The sequence below is a fragment of the Rhodosalinus halophilus genome (assembly GCF_003298775.1).
GTDB classification, from domain to species: Bacteria; Pseudomonadota; Alphaproteobacteria; order Rhodobacterales; family Rhodobacteraceae; genus Rhodosalinus; species Rhodosalinus halophilus.
In genome coordinates this window covers 238858-262783 of the sequence record NZ_QNTQ01000008.1, presented here as the reverse complement: position 1 = coordinate 262783, position 23926 = coordinate 238858, and the positions used below count along the sequence as shown (strand labels likewise).

The following is a 23926-nucleotide window of genomic DNA, read 5'->3' as shown; positions in this document are numbered from 1 at the left end:
GGCGCGCCGATCAAGTCTCGCGGGCGAGCGGGTGGTGCGCGTGCACCAGCGCGCGCAGCCGCTCTTCGAGCACATGCGTGTAGATTTCCGTGGTCGAGAGGTCGGCATGGCCGAGCAGGGTCTGGATCGCGCGCAGATCCGCGCCGCCCTCGAGCAGATGGGTGGCGAAGGCGTGGCGCAGCGTGTGGGGCGACACCCGCGCCGGGTCGATCCCGGCGGTGGCGGCCAGTTCCTTGACGATGCCCCAGAAGCGGTGACGCGTCAGATGCCCCGCCTTGCCCCGCGAGGGAAAGAGAAAGCGCGACGGCGGCCGGCGCGCGGCGCGCGCGGCCGTCTCCTCGGCCGCGTCGCGGATCGGCAGCCAGTCGGCCAGCGCGGCGCGGGCCGGCGGCGAGAGCGGCACCATGCGTTCACGCCCTCCCTTGCCGCGCACGAGCAGCATGCGCGGATCGCCCCGCGCAGCCTCGACCGGCAGCGCCACCAGTTCGCTCACGCGCATGCCGGTGGCATAGAGAAGCTGCATCAGGCAATGCGTGCGCGCGCGCTCGGCCGCATCGCGGCCATGCGCCTCGGCCGCGGCGAGCAGCGCGTCCACCTCCGCATGGGCGAGGGTGCCGGGCAGCGTGCGCGGCTTGCCCGGGCCGCGCAGCGGCGCTGCCGGGTCGTCGTCGCGCCAGCCCTCGGAAAAGGCGAAGCGATAGAGCTGCCGGATGGCCGAAAGCCGACGCGCGCGGGTCGCCTGCGCCAGCCCGTCCGCCTCGCAATCGGCGAGATAACCCTCGATCTCCGCGCGGCCGGCCGCAGCGAGCGTCTTGCCGCTACGTTCCAGCCAGCCGGCGAAATGGGCGAGGTCGCGGCCGTAGCCCAGGCGCGTGTTCTCCGCGGCGCCGGCCTCGGCCGCCTGCGCCTCGAGAAAGGCCGAGATCCAGCGCGCGTCCGTCATCGCCCCCGGCCCAGCAGCATCGCCTCTATGCCCGCCCGGCGCGCCGTGTCCTCCAGCCCCACGGTGCGGAAGGTGGCGAGCGCGGCCGCGAGATCGGGCAGATCGCCCGCCCGCCCCGAGGCATAGAGCTCCATCCCCCGCAGGATCGCCTCGCCCAGCCGGTCCGCCTCGATCATGCGGGCGAGCTCGGGCGGGGGCGCGGCGGCGAAGCCCTCGGCGATGGCCTCGGCGCGTGCGTCCGGCGCCTCGGCCCGGCCCGGCGTGCCCGCAGCGAGCGCGGCGAGAAAACGCGCCTGCGGCGTTTCCGCGGGCAGCTCCCGTGCGAGACGCTCGTAGTCGGGCGACAGCAGCGCCGCCTCGAAGGCGATCTCGCCGGCCTTGCCGTCGAGCCCGAGCGCGGCCAGTTCGGCGCCGAAGAGCCGCGCGAGCGGCACCTCCAGCCCGGCCGCCCGCATCAGCGGCCAGACCTCGACGAGGGCGCGGCCCGGAGCACCCGCATCGCCACGCGCGAGCGCGGCATCGAGTCGCTGAACGGCCGCCACCCTGTCCCAGACGCCGCCCGAAGCGGCCGGCGCGCGCTGCGTGTAGATGCCCAGCAGGCGGTTTTCCGAGATCGCGCCGTGACGCGCCAGCCGCTCGGCGGCTTCGATCTCGGCCCGCCAGCCCGCGTCGCCGCCGAGCGCCGTGACCGCGAAGCGAAGGGGCAGCGCGGAGGTCGGCAGCGGCGCGCCGATGGCCTCGCGCAGCCTGAACTCCAGCGCCGTGGGATCGCGCGAAGGGGCGAGTTCGGGGCCGCTGGCGGCCTCCGGGTCGAGAAAGCGCGCGAGCAGATCGCCCACGGGCTCCTCGATCGCGCCGATCGCGCGCGCCGTGTCCAGAACCATGGCCGCCTCGGCCCAGTTGCCCGCGCGCGCGAGGCAGAACACGCGCGGCCCGAGCCGCTCCGAAAGATGCATGTCCGCCCGCATCGCGGTGCAGGCCTCGCTCGTGTCGCCCAGAAGCAGCGACAGGTCGAACCAGCGCGCGAAGAGCGCGGGCGTCTCGGGTCCCGCGCGGGCGATCAGCGCCTCCGCAGGCTCGACCGCGCCGAGTTCGGCCAGCTTGTCGAGGCGGGCCTGCAACAGGCGCGCCTCTCGCCCAGCGTCGGCTGGCGGCAGCGCCTCGGCCAGAAGCAGCGAGTAGAGCAGCGCCTGCATCGCCGGCTGTCCCTCCACGCGCTGCGCCGCGACGCGGCGCGCGAGCTCTGCCGCGCGGCTTTCCTGCCAGAGCGTCTGCGGGAAGCCCGTGACGGAGGGGGGCAACAGCCCCACGGCGTCGGCCATCGGCCCGGTCTCCAGCGGGCGCACGCTCACTTCCGGCACGTCGGCGGTGTTGGCCACGGGCGGCTCGGCCGGGTCCGGCCGAAGCGGGACCGCGCCCGCCGCCTGCCGTTCGAGCCACTCGATCGCCGAGAGCGGCGCGCCTCCGTCCTCCTGCCCGGGCAGGGGCCCTGCGAGCAGCGCCGCGATCAGCGCCGTCGCGGCGATCGGGGCGCGCCTATTCCACATCGATCTGCACCGGCGTGCGGACCTCCTCGCTCGGAGCGGAGAAATCGGCGCCGAAGTAGGGCCCGACATAGGCGTAGATCACCAGCGCGACCGCTCCCAGCACCGCCAGATAGAACAGCCACTTGAGAATACGCCACATCGCTGCCCCGCTGCCCGTTCCGCCTCTTTTCCCAAGCTTATATATGGCCTTTGCCGCGAGTTCACGTCATTCAGGCGCTGCGATCGACATTTTGGGCGAAGGACGGCCGAGACGGGCGCGCATGGGCTGGCATCTGAAGAAGACGGTGGCGATGGTGGGCATGATGGGCGCGGGCAAGACCGCGGTCGGCCGCGCCGTGGCACAGCGTCTCGGTGTGCCCTTCCTCGATTCGGACGCCGAGATCGAGGCGGCGGCCAATCTGACCGTGGCCGAGATCTTCGCGCGCGACGGCGAGGCCTTCTTCCGCGCCAAGGAGAGCCAGGTGCTTCGGCGGCTGCTGGCCGGTCGGCCCTGTGTGCTCTCCACCGGCGGCGGCGTCTTCCTGTCCGAGGCGAACCGCGCGGCGATCCGGGCGCGCGGTGTGGCGGTCTGGCTCAGGGTGGACGCCGAGGTGCTCTGGGCACGGGTTCGCCACAAGGACACGCGCCCGCTGTTGCGCACGCCCGATCCGAGGGCCACGCTCGAGCGGTTGCTGGCCGAGCGCGCGCCGGCCTATGCGCAGGCCGATCTGATCGTGGAGGCAGGGCCCGCCTGCTCCATCGAGGAGACCACCGAGCGGGTGATCGCCGCGTTGCTGACGCGGCCCGATGTGCTGGAGGCGCGATGACGGTCGAGACGTTGCGGGTGGAGCTTGGCGCGCGGAGCTACGACATACGCATCGGCGCGGGTCTTCTGGCGCAGGCGGGCCGGGAGGTGGCGCCGCTGCTCGCCCGTCCGCGCGTCTGGGTCGTGGCGGACGCCGCGGTGGCGGCGCTGCACTGGGACACGCTCGAGGCGGGGCTCGGCGCGGCGGGCATCGCCGCGCGACGCCTGGACCTGCCGCCGGGGGAGGGCACCAAGAGCTGGGAGCAGCTGCGCGAGGTGGTCGAATGGCTGCTGGCCGAGCGGGTCGAGCGGCGCGACATGATCCTCGCGCTCGGCGGCGGGGTGATTGGCGATCTGGCGGGCTTCGCCGCGGCGATCCTGCGCCGCGGCGTGCGCTTCGTGCAGCTGCCCACCACGCTGCTTGCGCAGGTGGACAGTTCGGTGGGCGGCAAGACCGGGATCAACACCGCCCACGGCAAGAACCTCGTCGGCGCCTTCCACCAGCCGAGCCTGGTGCTGGCCGACATCGCGGCGCTCGAGACGCTGCCGCGGCGCGACCTGCTGGCGGGCTATGCCGAGGTTGCGAAATACGGGCTTCTGGGCGACGAGCGCTTCTTCGCCTGGCTCGAGCGCAACGGACCCGGGATCGCCGCGGGCGACACGGCCGCGCGCATCGAGGCGGTGCGCCGGTCCTGCGCGATGAAGGCCGCGATCGTGGCGCGCGACGAGACCGAGACCGGAGAGCGCGCGCTGCTCAATCTGGGCCACACCTTCGGCCATGCGCTGGAGGCGGCGACCGGCTATTCCGAGCGCTTGCTGCACGGCGAGGGCGTCTCGGCCGGCTGTGTCCTGGCCTTCGAGCTGTCCGCGCGGCTGGGGCTCTGCGCGCAGGAGGCGCCGTCGCGGGTGCGCGCGCATTTCCGCGAGATGGGGATGGTCACGGATCTCGCCGACATCCCCGGTCCGCTGCCGGACGCGGAGGGGCTCCTGGCGCTGATGGCGCAGGACAAGAAGGTGGTGGACGGGCGGCTGCGCTTCATCCTCGCACGCGGGGTGGGGCAGGCCTTCGTCTCCGACGAGGTTCCCGCCGCGCCGCTGCGCGCGCTGCTCGAGGACGCGCTGGCCGCGCGCTAGAGCATGTTGCGGCGGGTCGGATTCACCTGCCCGTCGCGTCCGCGACGGGCACGCGCCCGCCCGCCCCCAAGGCGGGCGCGTTCCGCGCCCACCCGGGCGGTCGCGCGCCCGTCGTCGAAGTGTTTCCGTTTGAACGCAACACGCCCTAGCGGCCGCGCCGCCCGTTGAGCACCATGAGCTCGCCGAGGTTCTCGCGGGTGATGTAGCCGATCAGATGGCCGCCCTCGCGGACCACGGCGACCGCCGAGGCGTTCTGCCGATACATCGCGTCGAAAACCGTCTCGAGCCCGGTGGCGAGGCTCACCGAGGGGATGTCCGTCTCCATCGCTTCGGCGACGCGGCGGGTGTTGTTGCCCTCGGCGCTCTCGCGGAAGATCGCGTTGCGCGTGAGCACGCCGAGCAGGCGACCCTCCGCGTCGAGCACCGGGAATTCCCCCTGCGTCGTGCGGATGAGGGCCTGGCCGGCGGCCCCGATGGTGTCTTCGGGCGAGAGGCTGTCGAAGGTGGTGATCATGGCGTCGCGCGCGCGCATCCGGCGGGCGAGTTCGCGCATCGCCACGTCGTTGGACTCCGCCCCGGCGGCGATGAAGACGAAGAAGGCGATGAGCAGAAGCACCGGGTTGCCGCCGACGAGGCCCAGCAACCCCAGCGCGAAGGCCAGCACCTGACCCGCCGCCGCCGCGATCTGGGTGGCGCGCAGCCGGTCGGTGACGAGCGACAGCGCGGCGCGGAACACCCGCCCGCCGTCCATCGGGAAGGCGGGAAGCAGGTTGAAGACGGCGAGAAAGAGGTTCACCGCCGCCAGGCGGGCGAGAAAGCTGGTCTCGGGATCGGCGAGGTTCTCGAGCGAGGCGGCCCAGGTTTGGGCGCCGAGGATCAGCACCAGCGCGGCCCAGATCACGACGTTCACGGCCGGCCCGGCGAGCGCGACCAGGATCTCCTGCCGGGGCTTCTCCGGCATCGATTCGAGACGGGCGAGACCGCCGATCGGCAAGAGCGTGATGTCGGGGGTCTTGATGCCGTAGCGCCGGGCGGTGAGCGCGTGCCCGAACTCATGCGCGACGACGCAGGCGAAGAGCGCGGCGACGAAGAGCACGTTCTCGGCCGCCGCGGGCACGCCGCCCTCGAGATAGGCCACGAGCCCCACCCAGAGCAGCAGCAGGAAGAAGGTGGCATGCACCCGGAGTTCGGAGCCGAAGAGCCGGCCGATGGAGAAGGACCACGTCATGCAGGTGATCTAGGGGCTGCGTCCGGAAAGGGGAAGGCCGCGCAGCGGCGACCGACGCGCCTGTGCCATCCGCCGCAGGGGGGCGTCTGCCCCCTCGCGCGTGCCGCGCGCTCACCCCCCCCCCGAGGGTATTTCGGGCAAGAGGAAGCACGGGATGGCTCCGCCGCCGCGGTCGCGCGCGCATGAGGTGTGCCGTGCGATCTCCCGATGCGGGGCGCCGGCATCGGCATCGGGGCGCCGGACGCGCTGGGGGCTCTGCGTCCGGCCCGGCCGGCCCCTCCCGCTAGAACGGGATCTCGTCGTCGTAATCGCGCGCGCCGCCGCCGCCGCCGCCGAAGCCGCCGTCGTCGGGCGGGCCGGAGCGCCCGCCGCCGTAGCCCCCGCCGCCGCCGGCGTAATCGCCGCCGCCCCCGCCGCCACCGCGGCTGTCGAGCATCGTAAGCTCGGACCGGTAGGGCCGCAGCGCCACCTCGGTGGTGTAGCGGTCCTGTCCGGACTGGTCCTGCCACTTGCGGGTCTCGAGCTGGCCCTCGAGATAGACCTTGGAGCCCTTGCGCAGATATTGCTCGGCCACGCGCACCAGCGGCTCGGCGTAGATCTCGACCCGATGCCATTCGGTCTTTTCGCGGCGCTCGCCGGTGTTGCGATCCCGCCAGGTTTCCGAGGTGGCGACGCGCAGGCTGCAGACCTTGCCGCCGTTGGGAAAGCTGCGCACCTCCGGGTCGGCGCCCAGATTGCCGATCAGGATGACCTTGTTCACCGAGCCTGCCATGCGTCCCTCCGTCGTCCGTCGCGCCCCGTTACATCACCGCAGCGTGGTTAAGGAAAGCCAAAAACACGCGGCTGGCCTGCGCGCCCGTGCGCGGCTATAGTCCTGCCAGCCCAGGCAACGGGACGGGACGGATGAAGGGACTTCTCGCCACGCTGGCTGCAGCCGCGCTGGCCGCGCCGGCCGCAGCGCCGGCCGACGTTCTGTCGTCGAAGAGCCGCGCGCATCTTTTTCGCTCGCAGACCGAGGTGCTGGACAGCCGCGCGGCGCAGCAATACCGCAACTCGGTGCGTCTGCAGCCGCCCCGCGCCGAGGTGCCGACGAAATGGGGCAACGCTCCGGATTTCGACGGCCGCTACCGGGGCGAGTGGCTGGCGGTCGCCAAGGCGGCGGCGCGCCGGCACGGCGTGCCCGAGAACATCTTTCTGCGGCTCGTGCAGCAGGAATCGGGCTGGAACCCGAGGGCCGTTTCGCACAAGGGGGCGCGGGGACTGGCGCAGCTGATGCCGGGCACCGCGCGGCTGCTGGGCGTCGACGCCGACGATCCGCGGCAGAATCTCGACGGCGGCGCGCGCTATCTGGCGCAGCAGTATCGCGCCTTCCGCGACTGGCGCCTGGCGCTGGCGGCCTACAACGCCGGCCCCGAGGCGGTGCGCAGGCATGGCGGCGTGCCGCCCTACGACGAGACGCAGGCCTATGTGCGCGTGATCCTGGGGCGCTGAGGCGAGGCACGCCCGCCTCGCCGCGGCGCGCCCCTACTCGGCGGCGACCTTGATCACCGGCTCCATGCTGTCGAAGTCTTCGCGGCTGAGGTGGCATTTCGCCTGGTGACCGGAGGCCAGCGTCACCATCGGCGGCACCTCGGTCTCGCACTTGTTGCCGGGCACCTTCGCCTTCCAGCGGCAGCGCGTCTGGAAGGGGCAGCCGGAGGGCGGGTTCATCGCCGAGGGGATCTCGCCCTCGAGCACGATGCGCTTCTTCTCGACGTGGGTGTCGGCGATCGGCACGGCCGAGAGCAGCGCCTCGGTGTAGGGATGGTAGGGGGGCGCGAAGACCTGCTCCGTGTCGCCCATCTCGACCACATGGCCGAGATACATCACCATGACCCGGTCGGCGAGGTAGCGCACCAGCGACAGGTCGTGGGCGATGACGATCAGCGTGGTCTTGTGCTCGTGCTGGATCTCCATCAGCAGGTCGGTGACGGCGGCCTGCACGCTGACGTCCAGCGCCGAGACCGGCTCGTCGGCGACCACGATACGCGCGTCGCCCGCGAAGGCGCGGGCGATGCCCACGCGCTGCTTCTGGCCGCCGGAGAGCTGGCGCGGCATGCGGTCGGCGAACTCCCGCGGCAGCTTCACCAGATCGAGCAGCTGCAGCATCCGCTCGCGCCGGTCGGCCTCGCTCTTGCCGACGCCGAAGATCTCCAGCGCGCGCATGATCTGGCGGCCCACGGTCATCGACGGGTTGAGCGTGTCGAACGGATTCTGGAAGACCATCTGCACCGAGGAGATTGTCCGCGTGTCACGCTCCTCGATCGGGACGTCCTGAATCTCGCGGTTGTCGAGCAGGATCTTTCCGTCGGTCGCCGTCTCCAGCCCCATCAGCACCTTCGCGAAGGTCGACTTTCCGCAGCCGGATTCGCCGACGATCGCCAGCGTCTCGGATTCATGCGCCTCGAAGGAGAGCGTCTCGTTGGCCTTGACCACCTTCGTGTCGCCGCCGCCGAAGAGCTTGTTGGCCGCGACCTCGTAGTACTTCTTGAGTTCGTCCATCTTCAGCACGGTCTGGCCCGGCTCGGTCTTGGCCCTGTGCTCCTCGGGGATGAGCGGCTTGTCCCAGTCTATCTCGTTCCAGCGCAGGCAGCGCGTTTCGTGACTGCCGGACTCGTCGACGTTCTCCATGAAGATATGGCCCTGATCGCAACGGCCGGCCTCGAAATAGTCGCAGCGCGGGCCGAAGTTGCAGCCCGGGGGGCGCTCGTGGGGCAGGGGGAAGTTGCCCGGGATCGCCCTGAGCGGGCGCTCGGTCTTGTCCGCGCCGGGCAGCGGGATCGAGCGGAAGAGCGCCTGCGTGTAGGGATGACGCATCTTGTTGAAGACGGTGTCGATGTCGCCGCGTTCGACCGCCTCGCCCGAATACATCACGCAGATGCGGTCGCAGGTCTCGAGAACGAGGCCGAGGTTGTGGCTGATGAACAGCATCGAGGTGCCGTATTTCTGGCCCAGATCCTTGACCAGATCGACGACCGCGGCCTCGACGGTCACGTCGAGCGCGGTGGTGGGCTCGTCGAGAATGAGCAGCGAGGGCTTCGACATCAGCGCCATGGCGATCACGATTCGCTGCTGCTGGCCGCCCGAGAGCTGATGGGGGTAGCTCTTCATGATGCGCTCCGGGTCGGGCAGCTTCACGTCCGAGACGACCTCGAGGGCGCGCGCCCAGGCCTCCTTTTCCGAGATGCCCTCGTGGATCATCGGCACCTCGATCAGCTGCTTGCCGATCTTCATCGCCGGGTTCAGCGAGGCCATCGGCTCCTGGTAGATCATCGCGATCTCGTGGCCGCGGATGTCGCGCAGCTCGTCGTCCGTCAACTGGCTCAGGTCACGGCCCTTGTACTTGATCGTGCCGCCGACGATCCGGCCGTTCACGCCCAGATCCTGCATCACGCCGAGGGCCACGGTGGACTTGCCGCAGCCCGACTCGCCCACGAGGCCCACCGCCTCGCCCGGCTGGACGGTGACGGAGAAGTCCATCACCGCCGGGATCTCGCGCAGCCGGGTGAAGAAGGAGATCGAGAGCTTGTCGATCTCCAGGATCGGGCCGTCATAGTCCCATTTCGCCATGTGCCTCTCCCTCGTCGGAGCGTGGTCTTGTTGCGGCGCGCTCCTCGCTCCCTCCGGTCGCTCGTCGCGAGAAGCGGCCGAAGGGCGCGCCGAGCGGCGCCGGGATCAGTCGCGCAAGGATTCCTCCCTCAGACCGTCGGCCAGCAGGTTCAGCCCCAGCACGAGGCTGAGCAGCGACAGCGCCGGCGGCAGGGCGGGGTGGAGGTAGATCGACAGGAGCTTTCGCCCCTCGTTGATCGTCGAGCCCCAGTCAGGGCTCTCCGGCGGCAGGCCCAGGCCGAAGAACCCGAGAGTGCCCAGAAGGATGGTGGTGTAGCCGATGCGCAGGCAGAAATCGACGATCAGCGGGCCGCGCGCGTTGGGCAGGATCTCCCACAGCATGATGTACCACACGCCCTCGCCGCGGGTCTGCGCGGCGGCGACGTAGTCGCGCGTCTTGATGTCCATCGTCAGGCCCCGGACGATGCGGAACACCGTGGGCGAGTTCACGAACATCACCGCCACGAAGACCACGAGGATTCCCCCGGGGATGTCGAAGAGATCGAGTCCCGAGAGCGCCGCGGGCAGGAAGTCGATCTTGGTGCCCGACTGATGGACGAGCGACAGATAGAGCCAGCCCAGCACCACGAGCACCACGGCGAGCACAGGCGTGCGGAAGCCGGGCTGCGTGTAGTAGCGCGAGTTGATCATCACCGAGACGAAGATGATCGGGAAGAGGAAGAGCACCGCGGCCATGTAGACCGGGATGCCCGTCTCGACGATCTCGGGCGTGACCAGAAGGTAGAAGAGCAGGATCACCGGGAAGGCGAGGATCAGGTTGGCCAGGAAGGACAGGAAGGTGTCCAGCCGCCCGCCGTAGAAACCCGCCGGCAGGCCCAGCGTGATCCCCACCATGAAGGCGAAGAGCGTGGCGAAGGGGGCGATCTTCATCACCTCCCAGGCGCCCTCGACCATGCGCGAGAAGACGTCGCGCGCCAGGTTGTCGCCGCCCAAAAGGTAATAGGGATAGTAGCCGTCTTCCGCGGCGTTCGGCACGACGCTGCCGGGCGGCTCGTTCTTCAGCCCCGAGATCTGGTTGAGCGGGTCGTGGGTGACGATCAAGTCCAGCGGCCCGCCGAAGATCGCGGCGAAGACCCAGAACATCACGATGGCGAAGCCCACCATGCCGATCCCGGAGTCGAAGAGCTTGCCGTAGAGGCCGAGCCGGCGCTTGAACCAGATCGACAGCGCGAAGGTGACGAGCAGCGCGATCCAGACCGGCGCGAAGCGGCCCGCGACGGTGCCGATGATCCCCTTGGTCCGCGGGTCCGGGATCGCCATGCCGGCCACGATGTAGGCCAGGCAGCAGGCCAGAAAGAGCAGGATGGCGTATTTCATCGCCATCATCGAGTAGTCGAGCGGCGAGCGGCTGACGAGCACGGCCTGGCCGTTCTCGTAGGCGATCTCGCCCGATTTCGCGCCGGCGAGCGATAGCCCCCAGTTGGCGACCAGCGCCAGCAGGAAGAGCGCCACGGCGGCCATCATCAGCGGGGTGAGAACGGGGCCGAGCGCGCCGGTCCAGGTCAATGGTTCCATGATCCTGCCCTCCTGCTCAGGTGACGCTGATGCGCGGGTTGAGATAGACGTAGCCGATGTCGGAAATCAGCTGCGTCACCAGCACGACGATCACCGAGACGACCGAGACCGCGAGCAGAAGCTCGATGTCGTTGTTGCCCGCCGCCTGCACCAGCGTCCAGCCGAAGCCCTTGTAGTTGAAGAGCGTCTCGACGATCACGACGCCGTTCAGCAGCCAGGGGAACTGCAGCATGATCACCGTGAAGGGTGCGATCAGCGCGTTCCGGAGCGCATGCTTCATCACGATGTTGGGGAAACTCACGCCCTTGAGCCGTGCGGTGCGGATGTATTGCGCGGTCATCACCTCCGCCATCGAGGCCCGCGTCATCCGGGCGATGTAGCCCATGCCGTAAAGCGCGATGGTGAGCACGGGCAGGAAGAAGTTCTCGAAGTTGGGGTTCTCCATCGCCGCGGTCGCGGTGCCCTTGAACCATCGCAGACCCACGGCGGAGGAGGCGAAGACCGCGATCAGGATGACGCCTGAGACGTATTCCGGCGTCGCCGTCGTGGTGATCGCGAAGGTCGAGAGCGTCCGGTCCGTGCGCGACCCCTCGCGCATGCCCGCGAGAACACCAAGCAGCAGCGCCGAGGGCACCATGAGGAGCATGACCCAGAACATGAGGTATCCCGTGAGGCCCAGCCGCGTCCCGATGATCGAGGCCACGGAGTCGCGGAAGACGGTGGAATAGCCCCAGTCGCCTTGCAGGATGCCGCAGAAGCGCGGCGCCTCGGCCGCCTCGGCTGCCGGCACGGCGCCGTCGAGGCAGCGCCCGGTCACCACGGTCTGCCCGTCCTGCTGGAATTCGCGCGTCCAGCCCGGCGCCACGCCCAGCCACTGCGCGTATTTCACCGGCATGGGCTGCAGATAGCCGCGATTGTCGAGCCACTGCGTGACCTCGGCGTCGGTCATCCGCATGTTGCCTTGCGTCTTCGCGAGCTTCTCCAGGTTCGGGTAGAGGTTCGTCAGGAAGAAGACGATGAAGGTCAGACAGAGCGCGGTGAGGATCATCACCCCCAGCCGCCTCAGAAAGAACAGTCCCATGCGCGCCCCTGTCGGTCATGCGGCGGCGGGCTCTTCGCCGGCCCGTCCGCCCCGGTTGTTCTGTTTGGTGCGGCGGGGCGCGGCTCTTCGCGCCCCGCCGGTCCCGGATCTTAGGCCGCCAGACCCAGCTTGTAGGCGTGGATCTCGAAGGTCGGGTGCATGTCGGCGCCCACGACCTGATCGGTGTAGTGGCGGTAGATCGAGCGCCAGTAGGGCTGGATGATCACGCCGTCGTCGCGCAGAAGCTGCTCGATCTCGGCCATCACCTCGCGGCGCTGGTCGGCGTCGGCGATCGAGAGCGCCTCGGCCAGCTTGGAGTCGAACTCGGGGTTGGCGTAGCCGCATTCGTTCCAGGCCTCGCCCGAGCGATAGGCCAGCGCGAGCACCTGCACGCCGAGCGGGCGCATGTTCCAGTTGGTCGAGCTGAACGGGAACTTCGTCCAGTCGTTCCAGAAGGTCGAGCCCGGCAGCACCGTGCGGCGCACGTTCATGCCCGCGTCCCGCAGCTGGGCTGCCACCGCGTCGGTCGTGTTCTTGCGCCAGTCGTCGTCGATCGACACGAGCTCGTGCTCGTAGTCGGCCATGCCGGCCTCTTCCATCAGCGCCATCGCGCCCTCGGGGTCGTAGGGCGCGGGGCCGATGTCGGCGTATTCGGGGTGGATCGGGCAGACGTGGTGGTTTTCCGCAACGGTACCGAGGCCCGAATACCCCAGCTCGAGGCAGACCGAGTTGTCCACGGCCATCGCCAGCGCGCGGCGCACGCGGGCGTCCTCGTAGGGGCGCATGCCCTCGACCTCGGCCACCTGGTTGGGCCGGATCACGATGGTGTTCGCGGTCACCGCCTCGGACTTGGTCCAGCCGATCGCGTCGAGGATCTCGATGAACTCGCCCACGGATTCGTAGAGCATGTCCACTTCCTCGGACTCGGCCGCGGCCAGCCACGAGGCCGGGTCGGTGCCGAAGTCGATGTATTCGATCCGGTCGAGATGCGGGCCGCCGTAGACCTCGGTGCCCCACCAGCTGTGGTCGGGGTTGCGCACCAGAACCGAGCGGATGCCCACCTCGTGGCTCTCGGGCAGGTAGGGGCCGGTGCCGATCGGCACGTCCACGGGGTTCTCGCCATTGTAGCTGGGATGGACGACGGCGGCCGGGTAATCGGCGAAGCCGGCGATGAGCGTGATATCCGGCACCGAGGGCCGCAGGATGAGTTCGTGATCGCCCGTGACCTCGATCGCGCCCTCGCGCGCCAGGCCGGTCTCGTCATCGATGAGCGAGGCCACACGCGCGGCCATGGAGTTGGCCTCGACGTCGCGCTCGCACCAGCGGCGGATGTTGTGGGCCACGTCCTCGGCGGTGAAGGCGTCGCCGTTGTTCCAGGTCACGCCCTGGCGCACCTGCAGGCGATATTCGGTGGCGTCCTCGTTGATCTCCCAGCTCTCCAGCAGCATGGGCTTGAAGGAGCCGTCGGCCTGATACTCCACCAGATAGTCCAGCCAGCCGCGGTAGATGTTGGCGATCTGCGACCAGTCGGCCGTGCGCGGATCCTTCAGTGCGCGCACTTCCATCTGTACGCGCAGCGTGCCGCCGTCGCGCGCGCCTTCGGTCGCGCGGGCCGGCTGCGCGAGGCCGCCCAGCGCATAGGCGCCCGCCGCCGTCACGCCGAGGCTCGTCGCGCGCGCCAGAAATTCGCGCCGGCTGAGCTTGCCCTCGCGGAATTCGCGCGCGTACATCCGCGCGGCCGGATGCACGGGCTTTCCGTTGATTGTCGGGTGGGTCATCACACTCTCCCCTGTTGCCCTTCTGCGAAACCCGCAGGCAGTGGCTGGCCCGCGGGTTGGGTCGGCCGTCGCAACGGCCTCTGCCGATCTATTCGGCACGCTTTACGGCGCTGCGTCAATGACTGCTTTCGGCGCAGCGGCTCACAAAAGCGACATGGGGAAAGAAAAAAAACGACATCCGCGGCGAATGCAAGCGCCGCCGCGGATCAGCTGCCGGTGGCGGCCCGGCGCGGCGCGCGGGGCGTGCGGCCCCCGTGATGGTCGAGATACCGCTCGAAGTAGCTCGGGCTCGCGAAGCCCAGGCGCTCGGCCGCGTCGCTGGCGGTGATGCCCGGACGCGCCAGCATCGTCCGCGCCTCGTGCAGGACGCGTTCGGTCAGGATCTCGGCGGCGCTGCGCCCGGCGACGTCGCGGCAGGCGCGGTCGAGTTCGGCCATCGGCACGCCAAGGTCCTCGGCGTAATCTCCCGGCAGCCGGTCCGAGCGGAAGCCGGCCGCGACCCGACGGCAGTAATCCTGCACCATCGCCTCCGCCGCAGTGACACGGCGCGCCCGGCCGGCGGGGCCGTCGATCTGCCGGCGCAGCCAGACCGAGGCGAGCGCGGCGTGCGCCGCCTGAGCCTCGGCCATCAGCGACTGCCCGCGGCTCTGTTCGCGCTGCATCGCCTCGAGGATGCCGGTGATCTCGGCCTGCGCCATGTTGTCGCGAAGCCGGAGGTGATGCGGCTCGCCCGGATAGGCCAGCGGCAGCGAGGTCGGCACCTCGAGCGCGAGGCCGAAGCCCTGCGCCCCGATCTCGTAGGCGAAGAGCGTGCCCGCCGGAATGAACAGCGCGTTGTGCACCGATACGCCGCGCCGCACGCCCTCGACGGTGACGCGCCCCTGGCCCTTCGTGGTCCAGATGAGCAGGTGCTGCGCCCTGTCGTGCAGCAGCGACAACTGCCATGCCCCGCGCGGCGCGAGCTGCGCGAGCGTCAGGCAGCGCGCCGAGGCGCGGTGTTCGGTGAGCGATCTGATGAAGCTCATGCGTCGCGCGACTCCTCTCGTCCCCATCGTCTGCATCGCACCTCGACCCCGGGTTTGCCAACCCGGGTTTCCCCGCACCGGCATGATCCGGCGCATGCCCGGGCCTGCCTTGCCGCCGCATTCGGCAGGCTCACAGATCGCGTGCGTCCACGCCTGTCCAATCGCGCATGCGCGCGCGAAACCATGTCCGCTGCCGCTTGGCGAAGCGCCGCGTGGCCGCGACGGCGCGCGCGCGCGCCTCGGCGAGCGTCATTTCGCCGCGCAGATGCGCGGCGAGCTCCGGGGCCCCGATCGCCTTGGCCGCGGGCAGGTCTGGGCGCCAGTCCGGCAGAAGCGCGCGCACCTCGTCGAGCGCGCCGCCCGCAAGCATGGCGTCGAAGCGCCGCTCGATCCGCGCCGCCAGCCAGTCGCGCGGCGCATCGACCCGAAGCGGGACGGCTTCGCCGAGGGGCAGCAGGGGCGGCCCCGTCTCGGCCTGCCACCGCGCGAGCCCGCGGCCGGTCGCGCGCAGCACCTCCCAGGCGCGGAGGACGCGCGCCGGGTTCGCCTGATCTATGCGCGCGGCGGTCTCCGCGTCGAGCTCGGCAAGCAGATGTGCAATTCCGTGTTCGTCCCGCCGCGCGCGCGCTTCGGCGCGGATGTCGTCCGGCACGGGCGGAATCTCGGCCAGGCCTTCGGTGAGCGCCGAGAAATAGAGCCCCGTGCCGCCGGTGACGATCAGCCGCGCCCCCGAGCGCAGGAGCGGCGCGAGGTCGCGCAGCCATTGGCCGACGGAGTAATCGGCGCCTGCGTCCAGAAAGCCGTAGAGCGCGTGCGGCGCGCGCGCCTCCTCCTCGGCGGAAGGGCGCGCGCTCAGCACGCGCCAGCAGCGATAGACCTGGATCGCGTCGGCGTTGACGATCACGCCGCCCTGTCTTTCCGCCAGCGCGAGCGCGAGCGCGGACTTGCCGCTCGCTGTCGGACCGGCGATCAGAACATGGCGATCGGCTGGAAGATTTATCATTGCCAAGGGCTTGTGGGCCAAACTTCGCCTTGCAGGGGGAAGGCCGCGCCGGCGCATTGAACCCGCCGGGCTTTTCGGACATGTTGCGCGCGATCGTAAGGCTGCCCCGGAGCGCGCGCAACATGGCCCCCACGCCCCCCAAGACAACCTACCGGCGCGTGATGCTCAAGCTCTCCGGCGAGGCGCTGATGGGGCCGCAGGCCTACGGGCTGCACCCGCCCACGGTGGCGCGGATCGCGCGCGAGGTCGCCTCGGTGCACGAGATGGGGGTCGAGATCTGCATGGTGATCGGCGGCGGCAACATCTTCCGCGGCCTGCAGGGCGCGGCGCAGGGGATGGAGCGCACGACCGCCGATTACATGGGGATGCTGGCCACCGTGATGAACGCGCTGGCGATGCAGTCGGCGCTGGAGAGCCTCGGCGTCTTCACCCGGGTGATCAGCGCGATCCCGATGGACCAGATCTGCGAGCCCTACATTCGCCGCCGCGCCGTTCGGCATCTCGAAAAGAAGCGGGTCTGCATCTTCGCGGCCGGCACCGGCAATCCCTATTTCACCACAGACACCGCGGCCACGCTGCGCGCCAACGAGATGGCCTGCGAGGCGATCTTCAAGGGCACCAAGGTGGACGGCGTCTATGATTCCGATCCGCTGACCAATCCGGAGGCGGCGCGATACGACCGCATCAGCTACGACCAGGTGCTCGCCGACCACCTGAAGGTGATGGACGCCTCGGCGATCGCTCTGGCGCGGGACAACAACCTGCCGATCATCGTCTTTTCGCTGGACGAGCCCGGCGGTTTCCGCGGCATCCTCGCCGGGGAAGGCACCTATACAATGGTGCATGGCTGACGATAGAGTGGCGCGAATTCGGCGCCCGAGGGAAAGAGCAGACCGATGGCAGACGAAGAGATCGAGATCGACACCGACGACCTTGAACGGCGGATGCAGGGCGCGATGAACTCGCTCAAGAGCGAACTGGCGAGCCTGCGGACGGGGCGGGCCTCGTCCTCGATGCTGGATCCTGTCACGGTCGAGGCCTACGGCCAGCGCGTGCCGGTCAACCAGGTGGGCACGATCAACGTGCCCGAGCCGAGGATGCTGACCGTCAACGTCTGGGACAAGAGCCTCGTCGGCAAGGTCGAGAAGGCCATCCGGGAAAGCGGGCTGGGGATCAACCCGCAGCTCAACGGCACGATCATCATGCTGCCGATCCCCGAGCTCAACGAGGAGCGCCGCCGCGAGCTGGGCAAGGTCGCCGCGCAATACGCCGAGAGCGCCCGGGTGGCGATCCGCAACGTGCGCCGGGATGGCATGGACCAGATCAAGAAGGCCAAGGCGCAGGGCATGTCCGAGGACGACCAGAAACTCTGGGAAGAGGAGGTGCAGGCGCTGACCGACCGCTTCATCAAGGCCGTGGATCAGGCGCTGGAATCGAAGCAGACCGAAATCATGCAGGTCTGAGCGGATGGCCGAGGACGCCACCGACAGCATCGCCGCGCGCGGGCCGCGCCACGTGGCGATCATCATGGACGGCAACGGACGCTGGGCGACCATGCGGGGCCGGCCGCGGCTTTTCGGCCACCACGCCGGGGCGCGGCGGGTGCGCGAGATCGTCGAGTCCTGCCCCGAATACGGGGTGAAGTATCTCACCGTCTTCGCCTTCTCGACAGAGAACTGGAAACGGACGCAGGCCGAAGTCGCCGGTCTGATGAACCTCTTTCGCGGCTATATCCGGCGCGAGGCGCGGGCGCTTCTGGCCAACAACGTGCGCGTGCGCTTCATCGGCGACCGGGTGCGGCTCGACGAGAAGCTGATCGCGCTGATGGACGAGCTCGAGGCGATGACCGAGGGCTGCAGCGGCACCAATCTCACCGTGGCGCTCAACTACGGCGGCCGCGACGAGGTGGCCCGCGCCACCCAGCGGCTGGCCGAGGACGTGGCGCGCGGCCGCCTGCGCCCGGAGGAGGTGAACGAGGAGACGCTGCCGCGCTATCTCGACACCTGGGTGCTGCCGGACCCGGATCTGGTGATCCGCACCAGCGGCGAGGCGCGGATCTCGAACTTCCTGCTCTGGCAGTCGGCCTATGCCGAATACGAGTTCGTTGACACGCTCTGGCCCGATTTCACCCGCGCCGAGTTCGGCCGCCTGCTGCACAGCTATTCGCGCCGCGACCGGCGGTTCGGCGCCGTCAGGACGGCCGCGGGCGGGGCGGCGGCGCGCTAGGCGGATGGGCGCCGGCGGGTCGAAATGGGATGATCTCTCGGTCCGCATGGCCACGGGCGCAGGGCTGGTGGCGGCCGGCGCCGCCGGCATCTGGGCGGGCGGCCACGTCTTTCACGCGCTCGTCGCCCTGATCTGCGGGCTCATGGTCTGGGAACTCGTGGGAATGCTCATGCCGGGCTGGCGCGGGCGGATCGGCCTGGGCGCTCTGGCGGGCGGCGCGGTCATGGCGGCGATCTACCTGCCGGCCGGGCTCGCGCTGCCGCTGCTGCTCGCGCCGGCGATCCTGGGCTTCGGCCTGATCGCGCGGGAACGCGCGCTTTACATGGGCTACACGGTCCTGGTGGTGCTGGCGGGCTTCGGCATGATGGCGCTGAGGGACGATTTCGGCGTGATCTGGATGCTCTGGCTGGTCGCGGTGGTGGTGGCGAGCGACGTGGCGGGCTATTTTGCGGGCAGGATGATCGGCGGTCCGAAATTCTGGCCCCGCGTGAGCCCGAAGAAGACCTGGTCGGGCACTGTCGCGGGATGGCTCGGCGGCGCGGCCGTGGGGGCGGGCGTGGCCGCCGTCACGGAGGCGGGCGCGGGGCTGGTCGGCGTCTCGGTTGCCGTGGCGATGGCCGCGCAGATGGGCGACATCGCCGAGAGCGCGATCAAGCGGCATGTGGGCGTCAAGGACAGCTCTGCGCTGCTGCCCGGGCATGGCGGGCTGCTCGACCGCTTCGACGGGATGCTGGGGGCCTCGGTCTTCGTGCTCATCGCGGGACAGGTCGTGGATTTTCCGCCGGGGGTCGCGACATGAAACGGGTCTCGATCCTGGGCGCGACGGGCTCGATCGGGCAGAACACGCTGGATCTCGTCCGGCGGGCGCCCGAGGGCGCGTTCGAGGTGGTGGCGCTGACCGGCGGCCGCAATGTGGCGCAGCTCGCCGCGGACGCGCGTGAGGCGCGCGCGCAGGTCGCGGTCACGGCGCACGAGGAATGCCTGCCGGCGCTGCGCGCGGCGCTGGATGGCTCGGGCGTCGAGGCGGCCGCGGGGCAGGGGGCTCTCGCCGAGGCAGCGGCGCGGCCCGCCGACTGGGTGATGTCGGCCATCGTCGGCGCCGCGGGCCTCGCGCCAGGGCTCGCCGCGCTCGAACAGGGCGCCACGCTCGCGCTCGCCAACAAGGAGAGCATGGTCTGCGCCGGGCCGCTGGTGATCGAGACCGCGCGCCGCCACGGCGGAACGGTCCTGCCGGTGGACAGCGAGCACAGCGCGATCTTCCAGGGCCTCGTCGGCGAGGACCGCGAGGCCGTCGAGCGCATTGTCATCACCGCGAGCGGCGGGGCCTTCCGTGACTGGCCGCTGGAGCGGCTCGCGCAGGCCACGCTGGCCGAGGCCTCGACCCATCCAAACTGGGCGATGGGCCAGCGCATCACCATCGACAGCGCCTCGATGTTCAACAAGGCGCTCGAGGTGATCGAGACGCGCGAATTCTTCGGCCTCGACCCGGAGCGGATCGAGGTCCTGGTGCATCCCGAATCCCTCGTGCATGCGCTGGTGGGCTTCGCCGACGGCGCGCTCATGGCCCACGTCGGGCCGCCCGACATGCGGCACGCCATCGGCTACGCGCTCAACTGGCCCGAGCGCAGGCCGCTGCCGGTGGAGCGGCTGGATCTCGCACGGATCGGTCAGCTCACCTTTCGTGCGCCGGACGACCGGCGCTATCCCGCGCTGCGCCTCGCGCGGGAGGTGATGGCGCAGGGCGGTCTTTCGGGGGCCGCCTTCAACGCCGCCAAGGAGGTGGCGCTCGACGGCTTCATCGCGGGGCGGATCGGGTTTCTTCAGATGGCCGAGGTGGTCGAGGAGACGCTTACCCGTCTTTGGTCAGAGCCGGGTCGCATTGATGCCCCTTTCACCCTAGATAACGTGCTGTCACTGGACGCCTTCGCCCGCGGCGCCGCGGGGCAGGTCATCACGGAACGAGCAGCCTGAGGAGCCAATCGTGGACGCGCTGACCCTGATCCCGCAGTTCGGCGGGCTGATCTGGACCCTTGTCGCCTTCATCGTCGCGCTGTCGATCATCGTCGCCATCCATGAATACGGCCACTACATCGTCGGCCGCTGGACGGGCATCGAGGCGGAGGTCTTCTCGCTGGGATTCGGGCCGGTGATCTGGTCGCGGATGGACCGGCACGGCACCCGCTGGCAGATCGCCGCGCTGCCGCTGGGCGGCTACGTCAAGTTCAGGGGCGACGCCAACGCCGCCAGCGGCACGGACCCGGAGGCGCTCGCCCGGATGTCGCCCGAGGAGCAGCGCCACACCATGGCGGGCGCGCCGCTCTGGGCCCGCACGCTGACGGTGGCGGCCGGTCCCGTGTTCAACTTCGTGCTTTCGGTCCTGATCTTCGCCGCGGTGATCTTCGCGCGCGGCGAGGTGGCCGAACCGCTTGCGGTGGGCGAGTTGCGCGACGTCCCCGTGGTCAACGAACTGCAGGAGGGCGACCGGATCCTGCGCATCGCCGGAACCGCGCCGCCCGATTTCGACCGGTCGGATGCCTTTTCCGCCTTCTCCGAGGCGCTGCCGCGCGCGCCGCAGCTGCCCTATCTGGTCGAGCGGGACGGGCGCGAGGTCGAGGTGACGGGGCCCTATCCCTATCCGCCGATCGTCACGCAGGTCATGCCGCAGTCGGCCGCGATCGCGGCGGGGCTGAAGCGCGGCGACGTCATCACCGCCGTGAACGGGCAGGAGATCGCGGCCTTCGAGGAGTTGAGGGAGATCGTCGAAGGCTCCGACGGCGCGCGGCTCGATCTGACGGTCTGGCGCGACGGCGAGACCGTGGCGCTTACCCTGGAGCCGCGCCGCACCGACGAGCCGCAGCCCGGCGGGGGCTTCGAGACCCACTGGCGCATCGGCATCATCGGCGGTCTGGTCTTCGAGCCGGCCAAGCAGATGGTCGGGCCTCTCGAGGCCGCCTGGGCGGGGATCGCGCAGGTGTTCACCGTGATCCAGGGCTCGCTCTCGGGCCTTTGGCACATGATCACGGGCGCGATCAGCTCCTGCAACCTGTCGGGCCCCATAGGGATCGCGGAGACTTCTGGCGCGATGGCGAGCCAGGGCGCGATGAGCTTCATCTGGTTCATCGCCGTGCTCTCGACGGCGGTCGGTCTGCTCAACCTCTTCCCGATTCCGATCCTCGACGGCGGGCATTTGGTCTTCTACGCCTACGAGGCCGTCTCGGGGCGGCCGCCGTCGGACCGGGCGCTTCAGGTGCTCATGGGGGCCGGGCTCGCGATGATCCTGGGGCTGATGGCCTTCGCGCTGACCAACGATCTCTTCTGCCCGTAATCGCCGCCCGGGCGCCCCAATGCTGCCGCATTCCGGGCCGATGATGCGGAAAACCCTTTCCTGGCGACGAAGTACGGGCGAACCAAGATGCAGACCATCGACCAGACGCGCGACGGCCGCGAGGGGCTGTGGTTGCTGCTCTCGCTGAATCTCGACTGGCTGATCTATCCGGCGGCGATCCTTTTCGGACTGGGGCTCGGGGCCTTTCTGGCGTTGCTCTGACGCACTGCTTTCGCGACACGCGGCGCGCGGCGCGCGACGCGCTTTGACAACCCACCACGTTCCCGATACCACCGATTTGCGAGGGATTTCGGAACGGGTTGCCACGATGAATGTGCGTTGGGGGGACGGCGCCGGTCCTGCAAGAGGGCGCGCAGGGTCAGGGGCCGCGAGATTGTTCGCATTGTTCGTGGCGCTCGCGGCGGTCCTCTGGATCGCGCCGGCCGAAGCCCAGAGCTACCGCTTCACCTCCGTCTCGGTCGAAGGCAACCAGCGCATCCAGCCCGGCACCATCCTGAGCTACGCCGGCATCGCCCGCGGCGAGACGGTCTCGGCCGCCGAACTCAACCAGGCCTACCGCCGCATCCTCGACAGCGGCCTCTTCGAGACCGTCGAGATCGAGCCGCAGGGCGCGCGCCTGGTGATCCGGGTGGCGGAATACCCGACGATCAACCGCATCTCCTTCGAAGGCAACCGCCGCATCGACGACGAGCAGCTCGCCGGGATCGTCGACTCCCAGCCGCGCCGCATCTTCAATCCGTCCCAGGCCGAGCGCGACGTGGCCACGATCATCGAGGCCTACGAGTCCGACGGCCGCATCGCCGCCCGCGTCACGCCGCGAGTCATCGAGCGCAGCGAGAACCGCGTGGACCTCGTCTTCGAGATCTTCGAGGGTGACGTCGTCGAGATCGAACGCATCGGCTTCGTGGGCAACGAGGCCTTCTCCGACCGGCGCCTGCGCCGGGTGCTGGAGACCAAGCAGGCCGGCATTCTGCGCGCCTTCATCCGCTCGGACACGCTGATCGCCGACCGCATCGAGCTCGACCGCCAGCTGCTGCGCGACTTCTACCAGTCGCGCGGCTACGTCGATTTCCGCATCACAGGCGTGAACGCCGAGCTCACGCAGGAGCGCGACGCATATTTCGTGACCTTCAACGTGCAGGAAGGTCAGCAGTTCGCCTTCGGCCGCCTCAGCGTATCGAGCGACCTGCCGGGCGTGGACGTGCCGGCGTTCCAGGCGGCGATCCGGTCGCGGCCCGGACAGACCTATTCGCCCGCCCGCGTCGACAACGACATCGCCCGGCTCGAGCGGCTGGCGATCGAGCGGGGGCTGGATTTCGTGCGCGTCGAACCCGAAGTGACCCGCAACGATCGCGCGCTCACGCTCGACATCGACTACAAGCTGGTGCGCGGGCCGCGCATTTTCGTCGAGCGGATCGACATCGAGGGCAACACCGCGACGCTCGACCGGGTGATCCGCAGGCAGTTCCGGGTGGCCGAGGGCGACCCGTTCAATCCGCGCGAGATCCGCGAGAGCGCCGAGCGCATCCGCGCCCTGGGCCTCTTCGCCTCGGCCGATGTCGAGGCGCGCGAGGGCTCCAGCGAAGAGCAGGTCATCGTCGATGTGGACGTCGAGGAGCAGCCGACCGGCAGCCTCACCTTCGGCGGCACCTATTCCACCTCGGGCGGGCTGGGCGCGATCGTGCGCTTCCAGGAGCGCAACTTCCTCGGGCGGGGACAGCGCCTCGCGCTGGAGATCTCGACCGGCGTGGACAACCGCGTCTATCGGCTGGGCTTCACCGAGCCCGCCTTCCTGGGCCGCGATCTCACCTTCGATTTCGACCTGGCCTACCGCGAGACGGACAACCTTCTGGCAAGCTACGACACCGCGATCGGCCGCATCCGGCCGTCCTTCGAGTTTCCGATCGCCGCGAACGCCCGGCTGGCGCTCCGCTACACGGCCGAGGTCAGCGAACTCTACGGGCTTTCCTCCGATGCGGGACAGCTCGTGCAGGCCGAAGCCGCGCGCGGTCAGGAATGGAACAGTTCGCTGGGCTACACGATCAGCTACGACACGCGCCGCACCGGGCTCGATCCGAACGCCGGCGTCCTGCTGGAGTTCGGGCAGGATTTCGGCGGCGTCGGCGGCGCCAACACCTTCATCAAGAGCACGGCGCGTGCCGTGGCGCAGACGCGGGTCTGGAACGAGGAGGTGACGCTGCGCGCCACCGTCGAGGGCGGCGTGCTGAATTACTCGAGCGGCAGCAGCCGCGTGACGGACCGCTTCTTCATGGGGCCGGGGGTGATGCGCGGCTTCAGCCTCGACGGCATCGGCCCGCGCGAGCGCAATACCGCCGCCGACGTGAACGACGCGCTCGGCGGCAACATGTTCGCCGTCGCCCGCTTCGAAGCCGAGTTCCCGCTGGGCCTGCCGGAGGAATACGGCATCTCGGGCGGCGTCTATTACGACATCGGGTCGCTCTGGGGGCTGGACCAGACGAACGCGGACGTCATCTACGAGGATTTCTCGCTGCGCCAGACGGTCGGCCTGTCGCTCTTCTGGGACACGCCCATCGGTCCGTTGCGCTTCAACTTCTCCGAGCCGGTCGCCAAGCGGCCGCATGACGAGACGCAGGCCTTCGATCTGACCATCTCGACGCAGTTCTGA

Annotated in this window: 22 protein-coding genes; 11 read left to right on the top strand and 11 right to left on the bottom strand. The window is 69.9% G+C overall.

The features are described 5' to 3' along the window. Window positions 1–10: 10 nt before the first annotated feature. Genes DRV85_RS10690 through DRV85_RS19385 form a run of 3 tightly spaced genes read right to left on the bottom strand, consistent with a single transcriptional unit; the run spans window position 11 to window position 2629 of the window. Window positions 11–943 carry a tyrosine recombinase gene (locus DRV85_RS10690; RefSeq protein WP_113289441.1) on the bottom strand — a complete coding sequence of 311 codons (933 nt, stop codon included), beginning with the start codon at window positions 941–943 and terminating at the stop codon, window positions 11–13. Continuing rightward, entirely contained in the window at window positions 940–2490 is a 1551-nt protein-coding gene (locus DRV85_RS10685) for a hypothetical protein (RefSeq protein ID WP_233495475.1), read from the bottom strand. The genes DRV85_RS10690 and DRV85_RS10685 overlap by 4 nt, the downstream gene beginning before the upstream one ends. Then, window positions 2480–2629 (bottom strand): hypothetical protein, encoded by a 150-nt coding sequence (locus DRV85_RS19385; RefSeq protein ID WP_199525899.1) that lies wholly within the window; start codon window positions 2627–2629, stop codon window positions 2480–2482. Before DRV85_RS19385 ends, DRV85_RS10685 begins: the two co-directional genes overlap by 11 nt. Before the next feature lie 121 nt (window positions 2630–2750). On the opposite strand from DRV85_RS19385, the gene DRV85_RS10680 reads away from it, so the two are divergent. Further along, entirely contained in the window at window positions 2751–3296 is a 546-nt protein-coding gene (locus tag DRV85_RS10680) for a shikimate kinase (protein WP_113289440.1), read from the top strand. Then, the gene (gene aroB, locus DRV85_RS10675) at window positions 3293–4408 is read left to right on the top strand and encodes a 3-dehydroquinate synthase (protein WP_113289439.1); all 1116 of its coding nucleotides are present in this window, start codon (window positions 3293–3295) and stop codon (window positions 4406–4408) included. The genes DRV85_RS10680 and aroB overlap by 4 nt, the downstream gene beginning before the upstream one ends. 145 nt (window positions 4409–4553) lie before the next feature. Here the strand turns inward: aroB and DRV85_RS10670 are convergent, their stop codons facing one another. Together DRV85_RS10670 and ssb are read right to left on the bottom strand one after the other, a co-directional pair. Continuing rightward, window positions 4554–5636, bottom strand: coding sequence for a site-2 protease family protein (locus DRV85_RS10670; RefSeq protein WP_113289438.1), 1083 nt, complete (start codon window positions 5634–5636; stop codon window positions 4554–4556). 283 nt (window positions 5637–5919) lie between these two features. Continuing rightward, entirely contained in the window at window positions 5920–6408 is a 489-nt protein-coding gene (gene ssb / locus DRV85_RS10665) for a single-stranded DNA-binding protein (protein ID WP_113289437.1), read from the bottom strand. Window positions 6409–6539: 131 nt separating this feature from the next. On the opposite strand from ssb, the gene DRV85_RS10660 reads away from it, so the two are divergent. Then, on the top strand, window positions 6540–7127 hold the full coding sequence (locus DRV85_RS10660) for a lytic transglycosylase domain-containing protein (RefSeq protein WP_113289436.1): 588 nt from the start codon (window positions 6540–6542) through the stop codon (window positions 7125–7127). Between the two features lie 33 nt (window positions 7128–7160). Here the strand turns inward: DRV85_RS10660 and DRV85_RS10655 are convergent, their stop codons facing one another. The 6 genes from DRV85_RS10655 to miaA all read right to left on the bottom strand — a co-directional run bounded on the left by DRV85_RS10655 (window position 7161) and on the right by miaA (window position 15707). After that, window positions 7161–9245 carry a dipeptide ABC transporter ATP-binding protein gene (locus DRV85_RS10655; RefSeq protein WP_113289435.1) on the bottom strand — a complete coding sequence of 695 codons (2085 nt, stop codon included), beginning with the start codon at window positions 9243–9245 and terminating at the stop codon, window positions 7161–7163. 105 nt (window positions 9246–9350) lie between these two features. Beyond that, the gene (locus tag DRV85_RS10650; RefSeq protein WP_113289434.1) at window positions 9351–10820 is read right to left on the bottom strand and encodes an ABC transporter permease; all 1470 of its coding nucleotides are present in this window, start codon (window positions 10818–10820) and stop codon (window positions 9351–9353) included. 16 nt (window positions 10821–10836) lie between these two features. Further along, window positions 10837–11901 carry an ABC transporter permease gene (locus DRV85_RS10645; RefSeq protein ID WP_113289433.1) on the bottom strand — a complete coding sequence of 355 codons (1065 nt, stop codon included), beginning with the start codon at window positions 11899–11901 and terminating at the stop codon, window positions 10837–10839. 110 nt (window positions 11902–12011) lie between these two features. Beyond that, complete coding sequence (locus tag DRV85_RS10640; RefSeq protein ID WP_113289432.1) at window positions 12012–13679, bottom strand: ABC transporter substrate-binding protein; 1668 nt, start codon at window positions 13677–13679, stop codon at window positions 12012–12014. A 206-nt stretch (window positions 13680–13885) separates the two neighbouring features. Continuing rightward, entirely contained in the window at window positions 13886–14704 is an 819-nt protein-coding gene (locus DRV85_RS10635) for an AraC family transcriptional regulator (RefSeq protein ID WP_113289431.1), read from the bottom strand. Window positions 14705–14834: 130 nt separating this feature from the next. Next, window positions 14835–15707 carry a tRNA (adenosine(37)-N6)-dimethylallyltransferase MiaA gene (gene miaA, locus DRV85_RS10630; RefSeq protein ID WP_233495474.1) on the bottom strand — a complete coding sequence of 291 codons (873 nt, stop codon included), beginning with the start codon at window positions 15705–15707 and terminating at the stop codon, window positions 14835–14837. 122 nt (window positions 15708–15829) lie between these two features. Here miaA and pyrH point away from each other — a divergent pair, with 122 nt between their 5' ends. The 8 genes from pyrH (at window position 15830) to bamA (ending at window position 23926) form a co-directional block, all read left to right on the top strand. Next, entirely contained in the window at window positions 15830–16558 is a 729-nt protein-coding gene (gene pyrH / locus DRV85_RS10625; RefSeq protein ID WP_113289513.1) for a UMP kinase, read from the top strand. Window positions 16559–16603: 45 nt separating this feature from the next. Then, window positions 16604–17170, top strand: coding sequence for a ribosome recycling factor (frr, locus tag DRV85_RS10620; RefSeq protein WP_113289429.1), 567 nt, complete (start codon window positions 16604–16606; stop codon window positions 17168–17170). A gap of 4 nt (window positions 17171–17174) precedes the next feature. After that, complete coding sequence (locus DRV85_RS10615) at window positions 17175–17933, top strand: isoprenyl transferase (protein WP_113289428.1); 759 nt, start codon at window positions 17175–17177, stop codon at window positions 17931–17933. Between the two features lie 4 nt (window positions 17934–17937). Then, window positions 17938–18732: a phosphatidate cytidylyltransferase gene (locus DRV85_RS10610; RefSeq protein WP_113289427.1), complete on the top strand. Its 795-nt coding sequence runs from the start codon at window positions 17938–17940 to the stop codon at window positions 18730–18732. Continuing rightward, a complete protein-coding gene (dxr, locus tag DRV85_RS10605; protein ID WP_113289426.1) occupies window positions 18729–19904 on the top strand; it encodes a 1-deoxy-D-xylulose-5-phosphate reductoisomerase in 1176 nt (391 codons plus the stop codon). The genes DRV85_RS10610 and dxr overlap by 4 nt, the downstream gene beginning before the upstream one ends. A gap of 10 nt (window positions 19905–19914) precedes the next feature. Then, window positions 19915–21258, top strand: a complete 1344-nt coding sequence (rseP, locus tag DRV85_RS10600) for an RIP metalloprotease RseP (protein ID WP_113289425.1) — start codon at window positions 19915–19917, stop codon at window positions 21256–21258. A gap of 87 nt (window positions 21259–21345) precedes the next feature. Next, entirely contained in the window at window positions 21346–21480 is a 135-nt protein-coding gene (locus DRV85_RS19705) for a hypothetical protein (protein ID WP_275401719.1), read from the top strand. A 106-nt stretch (window positions 21481–21586) separates the two neighbouring features. Further along, entirely contained in the window at window positions 21587–23926 is a 2340-nt protein-coding gene (gene bamA / locus DRV85_RS10595; protein ID WP_113289424.1) for an outer membrane protein assembly factor BamA, read from the top strand.

Bases quoted from the DNA above. Each gene is read 5' to 3' on its own strand.
- pyrH (WP_113289513.1), top strand. From the start codon at position 15,830: ATGGCCCCCACGCCCCCCAAGACAACCTACCGGCGCGTGATGCTCAAG.
- DRV85_RS10645 (WP_113289433.1), bottom strand. From the start codon at position 11,901: ATGGGACTGTTCTTTCTGAGGCGGCTGGGGGTGATGATCCTCACCGCG.
- DRV85_RS19385 (WP_199525899.1), bottom strand. From the start codon at position 2,629: ATGTGGCGTATTCTCAAGTGGCTGTTCTATCTGGCGGTGCTGGGAGCG.
- DRV85_RS10670 (WP_113289438.1), bottom strand. From the start codon at position 5,636: ATGACGTGGTCCTTCTCCATCGGCCGGCTCTTCGGCTCCGAACTCCGG.
- DRV85_RS10640 (WP_113289432.1), bottom strand. From the start codon at position 13,679: ATGACCCACCCGACAATCAACGGAAAGCCCGTGCATCCGGCCGCGCGG.
- miaA (WP_233495474.1), bottom strand. From the start codon at position 15,707: ATGATAAATCTTCCAGCCGATCGCCATGTTCTGATCGCCGGTCCGACA.
- aroB (WP_113289439.1), top strand. From the start codon at position 3,293: ATGACGGTCGAGACGTTGCGGGTGGAGCTTGGCGCGCGGAGCTACGAC.
- ssb (WP_113289437.1), bottom strand. From the start codon at position 6,408: ATGGCAGGCTCGGTGAACAAGGTCATCCTGATCGGCAATCTGGGCGCC.
- DRV85_RS10655 (WP_113289435.1), bottom strand. From the start codon at position 9,245: ATGGCGAAATGGGACTATGACGGCCCGATCCTGGAGATCGACAAGCTC.
- DRV85_RS10635 (WP_113289431.1), bottom strand. From the start codon at position 14,704: ATGAGCTTCATCAGATCGCTCACCGAACACCGCGCCTCGGCGCGCTGC.
- bamA (WP_113289424.1), top strand. From the start codon at position 21,587: ATGAATGTGCGTTGGGGGGACGGCGCCGGTCCTGCAAGAGGGCGCGCA.
- DRV85_RS10660 (WP_113289436.1), top strand. From the start codon at position 6,540: ATGAAGGGACTTCTCGCCACGCTGGCTGCAGCCGCGCTGGCCGCGCCG.
- DRV85_RS10690 (WP_113289441.1), bottom strand. From the start codon at position 943: ATGACGGACGCGCGCTGGATCTCGGCCTTTCTCGAGGCGCAGGCGGCC.
- DRV85_RS10615 (WP_113289428.1), top strand. From the start codon at position 17,175: ATGGCCGAGGACGCCACCGACAGCATCGCCGCGCGCGGGCCGCGCCAC.
- dxr (WP_113289426.1), top strand. From the start codon at position 18,729: ATGAAACGGGTCTCGATCCTGGGCGCGACGGGCTCGATCGGGCAGAAC.
- frr (WP_113289429.1), top strand. From the start codon at position 16,604: ATGGCAGACGAAGAGATCGAGATCGACACCGACGACCTTGAACGGCGG.
- DRV85_RS10650 (WP_113289434.1), bottom strand. From the start codon at position 10,820: ATGGAACCATTGACCTGGACCGGCGCGCTCGGCCCCGTTCTCACCCCG.
- DRV85_RS10610 (WP_113289427.1), top strand. From the start codon at position 17,938: ATGGGCGCCGGCGGGTCGAAATGGGATGATCTCTCGGTCCGCATGGCC.
- DRV85_RS10685 (WP_233495475.1), bottom strand. From the start codon at position 2,490: ATGTGGAATAGGCGCGCCCCGATCGCCGCGACGGCGCTGATCGCGGCG.
- DRV85_RS10680 (WP_113289440.1), top strand. From the start codon at position 2,751: ATGGGCTGGCATCTGAAGAAGACGGTGGCGATGGTGGGCATGATGGGC.
- DRV85_RS19705 (WP_275401719.1), top strand. From the start codon at position 21,346: ATGCAGACCATCGACCAGACGCGCGACGGCCGCGAGGGGCTGTGGTTG.